The organism is Litorisediminicola beolgyonensis (assembly GCF_042679605.1).
GTDB lineage: Bacteria > Pseudomonadota > Alphaproteobacteria > Rhodobacterales > Rhodobacteraceae > Litorisediminicola > Litorisediminicola beolgyonensis.
The window spans coordinates 1-14,079 of the sequence record NZ_JBHTMU010000046.1 but is presented as its reverse complement, the minus strand read 5'-3'; the positions used below and the strand labels follow the sequence as shown (position 1 = coordinate 14,079).

At 67.0% G+C, this 14,079-nt stretch carries 13 protein-coding genes; 1 reads left to right on the top strand and 12 read right to left on the bottom strand.

Annotation, left to right across the window (positions count from 1 at the left end; genetic code table 11):
- Positions 1 to 311 precede the first annotated feature (311 nt).
- Positions 312 to 1,304 carry a ParB/RepB/Spo0J family partition protein gene (locus ACFQ4E_RS18105; protein ID WP_386805938.1) on the bottom strand — a complete coding sequence of 331 codons (993 nt, stop codon included), beginning with the start codon at positions 1,302 to 1,304 and terminating at the stop codon, positions 312 to 314.
- Positions 1,301 to 2,503 carry an AAA family ATPase gene (locus ACFQ4E_RS18100; RefSeq protein ID WP_386805937.1) on the bottom strand — a complete coding sequence of 401 codons (1,203 nt, stop codon included), beginning with the start codon at positions 2,501 to 2,503 and terminating at the stop codon, positions 1,301 to 1,303. The genes ACFQ4E_RS18105 and ACFQ4E_RS18100 overlap by 4 nt, the downstream gene beginning before the upstream one ends.
- A 635-nt stretch (positions 2,504 to 3,138) precedes the next feature.
- Here ACFQ4E_RS18100 and ACFQ4E_RS18095 point away from each other — a divergent pair.
- A complete protein-coding gene (locus ACFQ4E_RS18095) occupies positions 3,139 to 4,155 on the top strand; it encodes a replication initiation protein (protein WP_386805936.1) in 1,017 nt (338 codons plus the stop codon).
- 33 nt (positions 4,156 to 4,188) lie between these two features.
- Here the strand turns inward: ACFQ4E_RS18095 and ACFQ4E_RS18090 are convergent, their stop codons facing one another.
- The 10 genes from ACFQ4E_RS18090 to ACFQ4E_RS18045 all read right to left on the bottom strand — a co-directional run bounded on the left by ACFQ4E_RS18090 (position 4,189) and on the right by ACFQ4E_RS18045 (position 13,839).
- A complete protein-coding gene (locus ACFQ4E_RS18090) occupies positions 4,189 to 5,433 on the bottom strand; it encodes an NAD(P)/FAD-dependent oxidoreductase (RefSeq protein WP_386805935.1) in 1,245 nt (414 codons plus the stop codon).
- A gap of 60 nt (positions 5,434 to 5,493) precedes the next feature.
- Positions 5,494 to 6,270 carry a LamB/YcsF family protein gene (locus tag ACFQ4E_RS18085; RefSeq protein WP_386805934.1) on the bottom strand — a complete coding sequence of 259 codons (777 nt, stop codon included), beginning with the start codon at positions 6,268 to 6,270 and terminating at the stop codon, positions 5,494 to 5,496.
- Complete coding sequence (locus ACFQ4E_RS18080) at positions 6,267 to 7,304, bottom strand: 5-oxoprolinase subunit C family protein (protein ID WP_386805933.1); 1,038 nt, start codon at positions 7,302 to 7,304, stop codon at positions 6,267 to 6,269. The genes ACFQ4E_RS18085 and ACFQ4E_RS18080 overlap by 4 nt, the downstream gene beginning before the upstream one ends.
- Positions 7,301 to 8,041, bottom strand: coding sequence for a 5-oxoprolinase subunit B family protein (locus ACFQ4E_RS18075; RefSeq protein ID WP_386805932.1), 741 nt, complete (start codon positions 8,039 to 8,041; stop codon positions 7,301 to 7,303). The genes ACFQ4E_RS18080 and ACFQ4E_RS18075 overlap by 4 nt, the downstream gene beginning before the upstream one ends.
- Complete coding sequence (locus tag ACFQ4E_RS18070; protein WP_386805931.1) at positions 8,038 to 9,321, bottom strand: TRAP transporter large permease; 1,284 nt, start codon at positions 9,319 to 9,321, stop codon at positions 8,038 to 8,040. The genes ACFQ4E_RS18075 and ACFQ4E_RS18070 overlap by 4 nt, the downstream gene beginning before the upstream one ends.
- Entirely contained in the window at positions 9,318 to 9,866 is a 549-nt protein-coding gene (locus ACFQ4E_RS18065; protein WP_386805930.1) for a TRAP transporter small permease subunit, read from the bottom strand. The genes ACFQ4E_RS18070 and ACFQ4E_RS18065 overlap by 4 nt, the downstream gene beginning before the upstream one ends.
- Positions 9,867 to 9,937: 71 nt before the next feature.
- Positions 9,938 to 10,972, bottom strand: coding sequence for a TRAP transporter substrate-binding protein (locus ACFQ4E_RS18060; RefSeq protein ID WP_386805929.1), 1,035 nt, complete (start codon positions 10,970 to 10,972; stop codon positions 9,938 to 9,940).
- Between the two features lie 62 nt (positions 10,973 to 11,034).
- A complete protein-coding gene (locus tag ACFQ4E_RS18055; RefSeq protein ID WP_386805928.1) occupies positions 11,035 to 11,874 on the bottom strand; it encodes a putative hydro-lyase in 840 nt (279 codons plus the stop codon).
- 63 nt (positions 11,875 to 11,937) lie between these two features.
- Complete coding sequence (locus tag ACFQ4E_RS18050; RefSeq protein WP_386805927.1) at positions 11,938 to 12,834, bottom strand: LysR family transcriptional regulator; 897 nt, start codon at positions 12,832 to 12,834, stop codon at positions 11,938 to 11,940.
- Positions 12,835 to 12,882: 48 nt separating this feature from the next.
- Positions 12,883 to 13,839 carry a glutaminase gene (locus ACFQ4E_RS18045; RefSeq protein WP_386805926.1) on the bottom strand — a complete coding sequence of 319 codons (957 nt, stop codon included), beginning with the start codon at positions 13,837 to 13,839 and terminating at the stop codon, positions 12,883 to 12,885.
- Between the last annotated feature and the right edge of the window lie 240 nt (positions 13,840 to 14,079).

Sequence of the window (14,079 nt, the reverse complement as noted above, 5' to 3'; positions counted from 1 at the left end):
CTCTCCTGTGTCTCTCGCGGCCTGCTCACGTGCCGGCACTTGTTACAAATCACTCGTGACGCCCTGTTCCGGGCTGTTCTTATGCGGGAATGGTGCCCGGATTGAGGCATGGAGGTCAATGTTTCTGCGCCTGCATTGCGCAGTGTTTCTGAAACCGAAACAATCCTAGTGATTTCAGATAATTAGACGCGTTTTCGCGCAGCGCAGCATCGTGCCGTCAACCCCATCGGCAGGACCCTGCAGAATAGACGTTGCGTCACCCCGAATCCAGAAAATTGCCCATGGGCAATTTTTCCGGATTGCCCTCCAGATCAGGTCTTGAACCGGTCCCGGATGTAGGCCCGGAAGGCCGCTTCCAAGGCCAGCCGAGGCAGCGCCTCGTCGAACTCCAGGACCGTTTTCTTGCCCTTCTTGCGAAGCGTGATCCCGTCAACATCCGGATTGCCGCTATACACCTTTGCCGGCGCGGGCTTGGGCTTCGCGGGCTTGGGCTTGCCCACCTTGATCAGCCGCGCAATCACATCGGCGCTGTCGACATAGGCCCCCTGCCCTGCCCGCGCCGTCTCCTGTTCCGCGGCGATGGCCCGCGCCTCGGCCAAGACCGCCTCGCCCAGGTTCCCCGACAGAAGCGGCTTCAGGTCGCGGGCATGGCGCTCGCGCAAATCGCGCTTCGAGGCGAAGGCCGCGACCACCGGCTCGGGCAGCTTGGCAAGCTGCAGATAGCGCGACAGCCACGGCTCGCTCACGTTCAGCCGCGCCGCCATCGCCTTCTGCCGCCCGCCATAGAACCGGTCCACCGCGTCCGCGTAGTCGATCGCGCGCTCGTAATCCGAGATATCCTCGCGGTCGCGGTTCTCGATATCTGCAAGGCGGAAGGCCTCTTCGTCATCGAGATCGCGCACCTCCACGAGATACCGAAATTCCTTGTAGTTGTTCGCGTTGAGCCAGCTCACCGCGAAATGCCGCCGCGCGCCGCAGATCACCTCGTAGCGGTGGCTGTCGCCGTCGCCGAGCCGCCGCACGATCGCTGGGAACTCCTGCTTGCCCTGCGAGCGGATGCCGTCGATCAGGTCGCGGCAATTCTCTTCGTTGAGAAGCGCGTAATCGCGGTTGTGCCGCTCCCACATCCGGCACTCGGCGGGATCGACCCAACGCAGGGTCTTTTCCTCGATCTGCCCCGAGATCCGTTCGCCGATGGTGGTCGAGCGCTTGAGGAAGCGCGCGCCGACCATCTCGTCGATCTTGGCGTCCTCCTCGAGCTCCGAGAGAACCTCGTCGAACAGCGCGGAATGTTTCTTGCTCATAGCAGTCCCTCCTTGCGCAGGCGCGGATGATGGCTGGGCCAGGTCTTGCGGATCAGGATCTCGATCTCGCGGTTCACCGCGTCGAGATAGGCGCGGCAGCGCTTGTGGGTGTCGGTGCGGGTGGAGGCACCGGTCAGCTCGTAGACCGTCGACAGGTTCGCCGTGGCGTTGTCGATCTCGGCCGAGTCCTTGAGCGTCGCCTGCAACATGTCCATCGGAAAGACCGCATCCATCATCCGCTTGATCGCCACATGGGCCGATTTGCCGTCGTTCATCTTGGTCGCAAGGATTTTAACAAACGCATAATCCCGCGGTCCCCCTGCCCTTGCCAGTTCATTAAGGGTGGCGCCCATCATCTTGAGGAAATGCGCGGTCGAGCCGAAATCGATGTTGTTGGGCGGCGCCGGGATGACAAGCGCGTCCGCCGCGCGCAGGACCGAGAGCGACAGCATCCCGAGCGCCGGAGGCGGGTCCATCAGGATCACGTCGAACCGGTCGCGGATCGTGTCTATTCCAGCCCGAAGCCGGTCCAGGATGAAGGTCGAGTCCCGCGCCATCCGCGCCGCGAACTCGTATTCCGCATCGTAGAGACCGAGGTTCGCGGGGATCAGCGCGATGCCCGGCCAGTAGGTCGCGCGCAGCGCATAGGTCAGCGATTGCGGCCCGCCATGGCGGAAGAACGGGTAGAGCGTGTCCTCCTCCTCGTCGACATCGACGTCGGGGTTCAGGCCGAACATCGAGGTGGTCGAGGCCTGGCTGTCGCAATCGATCACGCAGACCCGGTAGCCCTTGAGCGCGAGATACTGCGCGAGGTGACAGACCATCGTCGACTTGCCGACGCCGCCCTTGAAGTTCTGCACCGCGAGCACCATTGCCCGGTCGCTCTCGGCCCGGTGCGGCAGCGTGCCGAAGACCTCGCGCATCCGGTTGACGTCCGACAGGCTGTAGCCGGTGCGCCGCCCGGTCGCCGGGTCCTTTTCCGGCTCGGGCAGACGGCCGTCGGCCTCGGCATCGCGGATGGCCTTTTCGGTGCGCCCGACCATCTCGGCGGCGCGGCGGACATTGAAACTGAGCTCAAGTCGTTTCTCGGTGCCCGGCGCGTAAAGACGGTCGCGAAGACGCGCGATCACGGTCGCGGCGCGGGAGGAAAGCTGATCGAGCTCCGTCAGGGTGACGGCGGGAAGGGCGGACTGCTCCATTAAGACCTCTGAACGGGTATTCTTTTGCTCGAATCATGGACCTCGCAGGGCAAGCTCTCAAGTGCGAAGTTTGGGCGGGATGCGCGAAAAAAGCGGAAGTGGCGCTGGGATGCGTCAGGATCCGAACCTTGGCGTGTCATTTGCCGAGGTTCAGACATTGGGGCTGGTCCGCACCCGAGAACACCCAAAAGGTAAGATTTGCGGTTCGTCGGCCAGGAAGCCCGGTTTCAGCCTGCGCCAATCCCCCAAAAATCCAAATCGAAAACCCCGTCTTGTTCTGGATTCTAGATTCTCTGTTCGGGCGCGCCAAACCTCTGTGACACAGGCTCTATTTCGCCTGAAGCTTACGGATTGGGGTCGCTTGGCTTACGCTTCGGGGCGGCTTGGCCTACGCACCGGGGTGGTCTCTCTTACGCCTCGGGAGGGGCTTAAAGCTTACGTTTCGGGTGCGGGTCCTACCGGGCAAAAATCCTTGATTTTTGTCCTTTCCTGTCAGTCCCTTGCGAATCGGATCCCCTTCCGCCGCGGTTTTATCCCTTACGTTTTGGGTGAGGCCGTGGCGATGGACGGAGCGGCGAACCCGTGTTAGCTTACGCCCCAACAACTACAAAAGTAAGAGCAGGCCCGTAAGTCGCATGGCGGCGCAGACCCCCTACCGCACGGTCGAGGCACGACCGAATGCCGACAGTCTCGTCAAACCCGGCGAGCTTGTCGACCTTGTCGAGGTCACGCCCCTGACGCTGGCCGACCGGCGCATCTACAACCAGCTTCTCGAGAACGCCTGGGACGCGATCGACAAGCCGGTCACCCATGTCATCGCCAAATCCGACCTGCGCGGCTCGCACAATTCCAACGACCGCGTGGGCGAGTCCGTCGAGCGTCTGATGGCCGCGATCGTGAAGGTGCGCGTCACCCGCGACGGCGAAGAGGCCATCGAGCGGGTGCAACTGCTGGGCGGCAATATCGAGACAACGCGCCGGGATGGGCTCTTGGAATACGAGATCCCGGCGCGGCTGCGGCGCATCATCAAGGACTCCACCGTCTTCGCGCGGCTCCAGCGCGAGGTGATGTTCGCGCTGTCGTCGAAATACGCGCTGACCCTCTACGAGATGATCCAGAAGCGCGGCAACCTGCGTTATCGCAGCTCCGAGCGGTTCTCGCTCGATGATCTGCGCGGCATTCTCGGCGTGCCGAAGGGCAAGCTGGGCTCGTGGTCGAACCTGAAGCTCCGGGCCATCGACCCGGCGGTGACCGAGGTGACGGCGCTCAGCGATTATGTGGTCGAGATCGAGCCGATCAAGACCGGGCGGCGCGTGACCCATGCCGAGCTGCGCTGGTGGAAGAAGGATGCCAGCGGCGAGGCGCAGGCCGAACGAGAGCTGAGCTTTTCCAAGGTCGGCCGCAAGGCGCGCGTCGAAGGCAAAACAGAGACTGTCTCGCCGCAAAAGCCGCGCCCCGCGTGGCTGGACCGGACGGGTCCAGCCCTCCGCTCAGAGACCTACGAAACCGCGCGGCTGCGCTTTCCGGGCTACGATATCTACTTCGTCGAAGGTGAATGGCGGGCCTGGGGGCAGGGCAAGGAGACCCCGCGCGACCCCGATCGCGCCTTTCTTGCCTTCTTTCGCAGCTTCGCGGAAAAGAACCCGATTTGAAGGGCTTAGGCTGAAATTGCCCATGGGCAATTTTTATCCGAACCGGCCCGGAGCATAAGGCGACAGGTCCAGGTTGGGCCTCTGGTCCGAGATCAGCTGCGCCAGAATCCGCCCCGTCTTCGCGCCGCCGGTCAGTCCGACATGGTCGTGCCCGAGCCCGAGATAGGCGCCGCTGACCTCGGGCACCGGACCGATGGCCGGGGTCGAATCCACGAGGACGGGGCGATGCCCCATCCATTCGCGGCTCTCCTCCCAGGTGATGCCGGGCAGGACGCGCCGGATGCCGCGCTCAAGAAGCCGGAAGGGCGCACGGGAAGGGGCGCTCTCGAGATCGCCGAACTCGGCGATCCCGGCGAGCCGCAGGCGCCCCTCCATCGGCGTGGCGACGAACGCGCCCGAGGAGATCATCGCGGGCCTGCGGGGCGTGATCGAAGCGCCGAAGAGCTCCATGTGATAGCCGCGCTCGGTGGTGAGCGGCAGGGTGAGGCCGAGATCCTTCGCGAGCGGCGCGGACCACGCGCCGGTGCAGAGGATGACAGTGTCGGCGTCGAGCGTCTCGCCACCCAGACGCACGCCGGTCACAGTGCCGCCGGAGCGGGCGATGGCGGTCGCGGTACCGCGCAGCAGGCGGCCTCCGTCGCGCTCGAAGGCGGTCGCGAGCGCCCGGACATAGGCGCCGGGGTCGGTGATGTAGCCGTGGTTCGGAACCCGCGCGGCGAAGCCAACGGCCGGGCCAAAACCGGGATCGGTCCGGGCGAGCGTGGCGCTGTCCTCTTCGGACCAGGCGATGCCCTGGTTCCGGCGCAGCGCCCACATGGTCGCGTTCGCATCGAAATGCACGCGGTCGCGGTAGAGGTAGAGGAACTCCGTCGGCACGATATAGCGCGCCGCCGGGGTGCCCTCTGCGAGCGCCTGATGCTGCTCGAGGCTGTCGGTCAGAAGCGGCGCGAGCGCCCGGGCGCGGGCCTCGGCGGCAGCGGGCCTGGCATGGGCGAGATGGCGCAGGAGCCAGGGCGCGAGACGGGGCAGGGAGCGCCACTTTAGAAACACCGGTTCATTGGGATCGAGGAGCATCCGCGGCACCTGCCGCGCCAGTCCGGGCAGGTTGGCCTGATCCACCGCGGCTGCGGCGAGGATCCCGGCATTGCCGTAGCTTGTGCCAGAGGCCGGGCCATCGCGGTCGATCAGCGCGACCTCGTGACCGGCGCGGCGCGCCCAGAGCGCGGTCGCCACTCCGACGATACCAGCCCCGATCACCGCCACGCGTTTGACTGTCATGTCCTGCCCCCGATCCTCGTGTCCGGGACCCTTAGGTGGGGCAGGGGCGAAGTCAATCGCTCAGGCGATGGGCTGACCTTCGAAGGCGGTGAGCGTCACGTTCGCGGCCTCCAGCCGCTGGCGGACGGCGCGGGCCATCTCGACCGCTTCGGGCGTGTCGGAATGGAGGCAGACGGTGTCGATGCGGCAGGGCAGGGTCTTGCCGGTGGCGGTGATGATCGCGCCCGCCTGCACCATCTCGACCACGCGGGTAGCGGCGGCCTCGGCGTCGTGGATCACCGCGCCGGGGAGCGAGCGGTCGACCAGCGTGGCGTCGTCATTATAGGCGCGGTCGGCGAAGATCTCGGAGGCGGCGTTGCAGCCGAGCTCGCGCACGGCGCGCTCCTGCTCGGTGCCCGCGAGCACCATGATCGTGGTGTCGGGCGCGACCGAGAGGACGGCGCGATAGCAGGCGAGCGACATCTCGCGGTCGGCGGCGCACATGTTGGCGAGCGCGCCGTGCAGCTTGACGTGGCGCATCGGCGCGCCGGTCGCGCGCGCCATGCCCTCGGCGGCAGCGACCTGGTAGCGCACCAGGTTGGCGAGGCTCTCATGCGGCATGGAGAGCTTTCGGCGGCCGAAGCCCTGCAGGTCGGCGAAGCCCGGATGCGCGCCGATGCCGACGCCGTTCCTGGCCGCGCGCGCCATGGTGCGGGCCATCCAGTCCCAGTCGCCCGCATGCATGCCGCAGGCGATGTTGGCCGAGGTGACGATGTCGAGGAGCGCCTCGTCATCGCCGGACATCCACGGCCCGAAGCCCTCGCCCATGTCGGAATTGAGATCGACGGTCAGGCTCATGCCTCTTCCTCCTGCAAACTGCGCTCGAGATCGTCCCCGGCGGTGACGCCGCTGATCAGTTGATACGACAGCAGATCGCGAATGTCTTCCGGTCGGCGGATCAGGGGGCGGATGCCGCCGCGGAGGCTGGTCCAGGCCTTGCGGGCACGGGCCTCGACCTCGGCGGCGTCCTCGAGCGTGAGAAAGCGAAAGCGGATCGTCGCGCCCGCCGGGGCCTGCGCCGCGCGGGGCAGGTCGCAGGGCAGCACGGTGCCGATCCGGGGGTAGCCGCCGGTGGTCTGGCTTTCGCTCATCAGAACGAAGGGCGTGCCGTCGCCGGTGACCTGAATGTCGCCGGGCACGATGACCTCGGAGAGGACCGAGAGGCCCGCCTCGCTCTCGAAGCCGGGGCCGTCGGGGACCATGCGGACACCCATGCGGTTGGCGCGACTGTCGCGCTTGAAGGGGGTCTCTTCGAAGCGGCGGCGCTCGTCTTCGGGGAAGAACTCGGTCTGGAGGCTCGGGACGACGCGCAGGGTGCCGCCTTCGAAACGCGGCTCGGGCGTGAGGGTGAGGTTGGTGACACCGGCGCGTGGATCGTCGCCCAGGGGCAGGGCGGTGCCGGGTTCGACCGGTGCGCCGAGACCGGCGGCAAGATGGGCCGAGCGCGCTCCAAGCCGGTCTTCGGTGGCGATGCCGCCGCCGAGGCTCAGATAGCCGTAGCTGCCGCGCTCGACCGCGCCGATGGTCAGGCGCGCGCCGCGGGGCAGGGCGTGGCAGGCGTTCCAGGCGATGCGGTCGCCGTCGATGCTGGCCGACATGGTGGCACCGGTGAGCGCGATGCGGGTGTCGGCGGTGGCCTCGAACTCGCCGCCCATGCCCGCGAGCTCGAGCGCGGCCATGACCGGCTGACCCAGAAGTGCTGCGCCTTCGTGGAGCGCAAGCCGGTCGGCGGCGCCGCCGCGCGAGAGGCCGAAGCGCAGATAGCCGGGGCGGCCCAGATCCTGGACGGTGACGCCGGGACCGGCGCGGTGGACGATCAGCTCGGTACTCATGCCAGGTCCTCCTGCGTGGCGCCGCCATTGGCGTCGTCGGGAAGCGCCTCGTAGGCCTCACGGCTGACCGGCTCGAAGCGCACCTCGTCGCCGGGGCGGAGCACGAAGGGCGTGTCGCTGTCGGGTCTGAACAGGCGGAACTTGGTCTGGCCGATATGGCGCCAGCCGGTGGGCGTGGTGACCGAGAAGAGCACGAGCTGCCGGATCGCGACGACCAGCGCGCCGACCGGCACCTTGTCGGTGAGCTTGGTCTGGCGTGGGATGTCCCAGGCCTCGGGCAGCTCGCCCAGATAGGGTTGACCGGGCGCGAACCCGATGGTCTGGACGCGCACCTGCGTCTCGGAGATCGAGCGGATCGCGTCCTCGGCGCTCATGCCCGCGGCTTCAGCCGCTTCTTCAAGCTGCGGTGCGAGCTCGGTCCCGTATACTGTCGGTATACGCCAGAGGCTGCGCCCTTCGGGCAGGTCGGCCTCGGTCCAGTCGCGCGACCCCAGCCGTTCGGTCAGCATCTCGCGCATGCTTGCGTGGTCGAGATGGGCGGGATCGAAGCGCAGGTAGGTGGAGACGAGTGAGGTCGAGCCCTCCTCGATCCCGTCGGGCGCGTCGCTTTCGATCTCGGCCAGGAAGGCCAGCGCGGCGCGGTTCGCGGGCTCCGAGAGCCGGTCGCCGAAGCTCACCAGCATCCCGTCGACGCCGACATTGCGGATCTTGGGCCAGGTTTGGGTCTGATCCGTCATTGCAGCGCCTCCGGCAGCCAGAGGGCGAGGCCCGGCACCGCGATCAGCGCGGCGGCCATGGCGAGCATGGCGATGATGTAGGGGATGGTGCCCAGCATCACCTCGGTGAGCGTCCCGCTCTGGCGCGCGCCCTGCACGACATAGAGGTTCAGGCCCACCGGCGGGGTGATCAGCGCCATTTCGATCAGGACGATCATCAGGATGCCGAACCAGATCGGATCATAGCCCATCTCGACGACCAGCGGCACGATGATCGGGATGGTCACGACCATGAGCGAGAGCGTCTCGATGAAGAAGCCGAGCACGATATAGATCAGCACGATCACGAGGATGGTCGAGAAGGGAGTGAGGCCCAGCCCCTCGAGAAAGGCCTGCAGCTCGCGTCCGATCCCGGCCGAGGCCAGCGTGAAGTTCAGGAAGGACGCGCCGATCACGACGAGCATGATCATCGAAGTGATCTTGATCGTGCCGAGGATCGAGTCGTGGAACATCTGCAGCGAAACGCCTCCGAAGAGCGCGGCGATGACCACGGCCCCGGCGACGCCCACGGCGGCCGCTTCGGTGGGGGTGGCCCAGCCCTTGTAGATCGTGCCGATGATGACGGTGAAGAGCAGGATGATCGGGATCAGCTGCAGGAGCGCGCGCAGCATTTCCGGGAAGGGGAAGGTGCGGCGTTCGCCTCCGAGACCGGGACGGAGCATGCAGAGAATGACTGTGATCACAACGAAGGCCAGCGCCAGCCCGATGCCCGGAACGAGACCGGCAAGGAAGAGCCGGGGGATCGAGGTCTGGGTCAGAAAGCCGTAGACGATCAGGTTGATCGAGGGCGGGATCATGATCCCGAGCGTGCCGCCGGCGGCAATGGCGCCCGAGAAGAGCTTGGGGTCGTAGCCCAGCCTTTCGGCCTGCGGCATGGCGACGGTGGCAACGGTCGCGGCGGTGGCCACCGACGACCCTGACGTGGCCGAAAACATCGTCGCAGTGGCAATATTGGCGTGCACGAGACCGCCCGGAAGCCAGCTCACCCAGCGGTCGAGCGCGGCATAGGTGCGGGTTGCGATGCCCGAACGGACGAGGATTTCGCCCAGGAGCACGAAGAACGGGATGGCGATCAGCGTGGCGTGGTTCGAGGACGACCAGACGAGGTTGCCCAGGCCCTTGATGAGCGGGAAGGGCGAGAAGAACTGGTCGACGCCGAAGCCCAGAAGGAACAGCACGATGCCGACCGGGATCGACAGGGTCAGAAGGCCCAGGAGGCCGAGCGAGAGATAGGCGATCATGCGTGTTCCTCCGCCTCGCCGAAGGCGCCGATGGCGGCCTCGGTCTCGGAAAACTTGCCCTGGCGCACCAGCATCGCGGCGGCGAAGAGCGTGATCCAGGATGCGATAGCGAACCAAGCCCAGCCCAGGAACCACGGCATCTGCACCAGCGCCAGCGGGGTTTCGAGATTGGTGTTCGCGGTCGATCCGTTGGCGAGCGACCGCGCGACGACCGGCCAGGACTGGATCGCGATCAGCGAGATGGTGATCGCGAGGACCGTCAGCGAGAAGAGATCGAAGAGCACCCGTCCGAGCGGCGCGCAGCGGCTGCGCAGGATGTCGATGCGGATATGGCCGAGCTCGGTCAGCGTGTAGGCCATGCCCCAGGAGGTCGCGACGGCCATGACGTAGCCCGAGATCTCGTCGGTGCCGCCCAGAGAGCTGCCAAGCTGCCGCAGCACGATGTCGGCGAGCACGAAGGCCACGCAGGCGAAAAGCAGCACCCCGATCAGGAGCGCGATGACGCGGTTGATGCGTCGGAGTGTGGCGAGGGCGGTCTCGGGCATGGGTCTTCCTTGCTGAGGGGCGGACGGGCAGGGGGCCCGGAGCCGGGGGTCCGGCTCCGGGATGCGACGCGTTACTCGATGGTCACGCCGACGGTCTGGCCGACGCTGTCGTTCCAGCGCGCGATCCATTCGTCACCGGCACGCTCCTTCCACTCGGGAAGGACCTCGGTCACCAGCACCTCGCGGGCGCGCTCGAAATCGGCGTCGGAGGCTTCGACCAGCGTCATGCTGCGCGCGTCGCCCGCGGCGCATTCGCCGTTGCCGGTGAGGCAGGCGATGTCATCCTCGAGCGCGGTCTGCGCGGTTTCCCAGGCGGGCGTCTCGAAGTTTTCGGTGATCTGGTCCTGGATCAGGGTCTTCATCTCGTCGGAGAGCGCATTCCACTTGTCGAGGTTCACCGCCGTCACGACGCTGTCCCAGCCGCCGAGCGGGATCGGCAGGAGATGGGTGGAGACCTCCCACCAGCCGGCGGAATAGCCCGAGCCCGCACCGGTCACGGCGCAGTCGACGACGCCTTTCTGCAGCGCGCCGGGCACTTCCGAGAAGGACACGTTCACGCCCTCGGCGCCGAGCGCTTCGAGGAACTTGGCGGTCATGCGGCCCGAGGCGCGGACCTTCTTGCCTTCGAGATCGGCGAGGCCGGAGATCTCGGCATTGCAGAAGACGACCTGCGGCGGGTAGGGCGCGATGGCCAGGACGTGGCTGTTGAAGCGGTCATGGTATATGTCGGTGACCATCGGGCGGGCCGCGTCGACCATCGCCTTGGCTTCGTCGGCGGTCAGCGCCAGGAGCGGCACGTCGAGCCCTTCGAGCTCGGGCGCGTCGGCCACGGCGTAGTCGGCCACGGTCATGCCCACGTCATAGACCCCGTCGCCGAGCAGGCGGTAGACATCGCCCACGCCGAGGTTCATCTGGTCATGGGTGGTGAGCGCCACGTTGATCTCGCCGCCCGAGGCTTCGGGCAGGGTCTCGGTCCAGAACGGGGCCTCGTACTGCTTGTGCAGCGGCAGGCCGGACCAGGAGCCGACGACCGAGAGATCTTCGGCCATGGCCGGTGCGGCGACGAGGGCCGTGGTGGCGGCGAGGGTGAGTGTCAGGCGTGTCATGGGTGGTTCCTCCGTTGGTATCTGTTTCGTCCGTGTCAGAGACGGTTTTTCGTGGTTTGCGTTCAGTGATGCTTGGGGTTCAGGACCGGGACCTCGGCGGTCTCGGAAATATCGGTGACGAGCATGTGCCCGGGCTTGTGGGTGATGCAGAGCGGCACGCCCGCGCGTTCGATCGCGACCTGGGGGGTGACGCCGCAGGCCCAGAAGACGGGGGTCTTGCCGGGCTCGATCTCGGCCGGATCGCCCCAGTCGGGACGGCTGAGATCGGCGATGCCGAGGCCTTCGGGGTCGCCGATATGCACCGGCGCGCCGTGGGCGAGGGGGAAGCGGCGCGAGATCTCGCGGACCTCGTCGATCCGCTCGGGCGCGATCATCCGCATTGACACGACCATCTTGCCGCCGAAGGGACCGGCGGGCACCGTCTCGATGTTCGAGCGGAACATCGGCACGGTGGTGTCGTGGTCGATATGCCATTGCGGCACGCCCGCCTCTTCGAGCGCGCGCTCGAAGGTGAACGAGCAGCCGAGCGCGAAGGCGACCATGTCGTCGCGCCAGATATCGGTGATGTCGGTCACGCTGTCGGCCAGTTTGCCGTCGAGATAGATGTTGTAGGCGGGCACATCCGTGCGGATGTCGATGTCGCGGCCAAGCGTGCGCATCATCGGGTCGCCGGTGTCGGAGACGCCGACCAGCGGGCAGGGCTTGGGGTTGCGCTGGCAGTAGCGCATGAAGTCGAGCGCATAGGCCTCGGGCAGGATGGCGAGGTTCGTCTGCAGGTGCCCGGCGCCCAGCCCGGCAGTGTGCTTGACGTAATCGCCGCTGCGGATCGCGGCGCGCAGGCCCGGCAGGTCGCTCAGGCGCAATGTTTGATAGGCAATGCTCACGGCAGTCCCCCCTCTCATGGATATGGAAAGGATTCCTGGCGCGGCCTATAAAATCAAATCATATAATGCTTTCATAAGTGATCATGAAAATTTATTGGCATAGTCGAAAGCGACGCTTTGGGCCATCTGGGCCACGGTCTCGGCCATCTGGTTGCGCGGGTTGGCGCGGAAAGAGGCAGTAAAGAAAAGCGGCTGCGGCACCCAGCCGGGATCGAAACGGCGAATCGTTCCCGCGGCAAGGTAGGGCCGGGCGAGATCGGCGGGCAGGGCGGCGACGCCGAGATTGGCCTCGACCAGCCGGAAACAGGCCAGAAGCGAGGAGGAGGGGAAGAGCCGCACATCGGGGCCGACCCTCTCGAAGAGCGTGGAGCGCAGCTCGCGATAGGGGCGGGTCTGGCGGGCATAGGTCAGGACCGGCTTGGCGAAATGGCCGGAGGGGTCGGCAAGCTCGGGTGCCTCGGCCGAGACATACCATTCGAGCGCGAAGCCCGGCAGGTCGAGATTGTCGACGGAATAATCCGAGATCGGGCCGAGGAGGATCGCGAGATCCAGCTCCTCGGCGATCAGCGCGTCGCGCAGGTTCAGCGATATGTCGACGTCGAACTCGATGTCGAGATTGGGATAGCGCGCGTGGCAGAGCGCGATCAGGTCCGGCAGCCAGCATTGCGCGATGGTCTCGGACACGCCGAGCCTCAGGCGCCCCTCGAGGCTCTCGGGAGAGATCACGTCGCGGGTCACCATCTCGGAGAGATGCTCGAACTTCTCGGCATAGGAGAGCAGGAGCTCGCCGCGCTTGGTCAGCCGCATGCCGCCGCCCTCGCGGTCGAAGAGCGCGGCGCCGACGGTGTCCTCGAGCGCCTTGATGCGGGCGGTGACGGCGGGCTGGGTCAGGTGCATCGCGGTCGCGGCCTTGCGCACGCCGCCGAGCCGCGTGACGGCGAGAAAACTGCGCAGGTGTTCGAGGTTCAGCCGGGCCATGACGGGACAGTGGCACGCCGCGCCGCCGCCGTCAGCCCCGCTCCGCGCTCAGGCAAAGGCGGACCAGCCCGCGGCCTGGGCGATGCGGTCGGCAAGCCAGGTGCCCCAACGCGAATTGCCGTATTCGTCGAGGCCCGGCGACCAGAGCGCGATCGAGGCGATGCCCGGTGCAATCGCGAGGATCCCGCCGCCGACGCCGGATTTTCCGGGCAGCCCGACGCGATAGGCGAACTCGCCTGAGCCGTCATAATGCCCGCAGGTCATCATCAGCGCGTTGATCCGCCGCGCCCGGATCGGCGATACCATGCGCGGCGCGCGCGGCAGCCCCGCAAGGCCCCGTCCCGCGCGGGCGAGCTGGCGACAGCTCATCTCAATGGCGCATTGGTGGACATAGGTCCCGAAGAGCAGCTCGGGCGGGTTCTGCAGGTTGTCGCAAGAGGCGAGGTAGTGGATCAGCGACAGGTTGCGGTGGCCGGTGGCCTTTTCGGAATTGGCCACGGCGCCGTCGATATGGATCTCGTCATCATCGGCGATCCAGCGGATCAGGCCCATGAGTTCCGACAATGCCTGCTGCGGCTCGCGGCCCGAGAGCAGCGCGTCGGTGGTGACGAGCGCGCCGGCATTGATGAAGGGGTTGCGCGGACGGCCGCCCTCGCGCTCCAGAAGGAAGATGCTGTCGAAGCGGGTGCCCGAGGGCTCGCGCCCGACGCGCCGCCAGAGATCGTCTCCGATCCGGCCCAGGACGGCGGCGAGCGAGAAGACCTTGGAGACCGACTGGATCGAGAACGGCCGGTCGGCATCGCCGGCGACGATCTCGGTGCCGTCGGCGAGGATCACCGCTGCGCCGACCTGCGCGGGATCGACCGCGGCCAGCTCGGGGATGTATTGCGCGGGCACGCCCCAGTCATCGGCGGCGCGGATCTCGTCGATCAGGTCCTCGAGCAGGCGGCGCAGCTCGGCCGCCCGGATGGTGGGTCGCCGCCGTTCGGCCTCTGTCTCCGCCATCGCTCGAGCCTCCTGCCAGCGCTTCTGTCGTCGGGGTCCAAGGTCGCGGGGATTGGACGGGGGCGCAACCGCCCTTTGGGTCAGCGCGCGGCGTCGAGAATGGCCATGAGCGCGTCGGTGTCGAGCGCCACGGGGTTGGCCTTCATCGAGGACGAGCTCGTCGCCATCTCGGCCGCCGCGCGCCGGTCCTCGGCGCTGACGCCTTGCGCGTCGAGCCCGGGCAGGCCCGCGCCGCGTGCC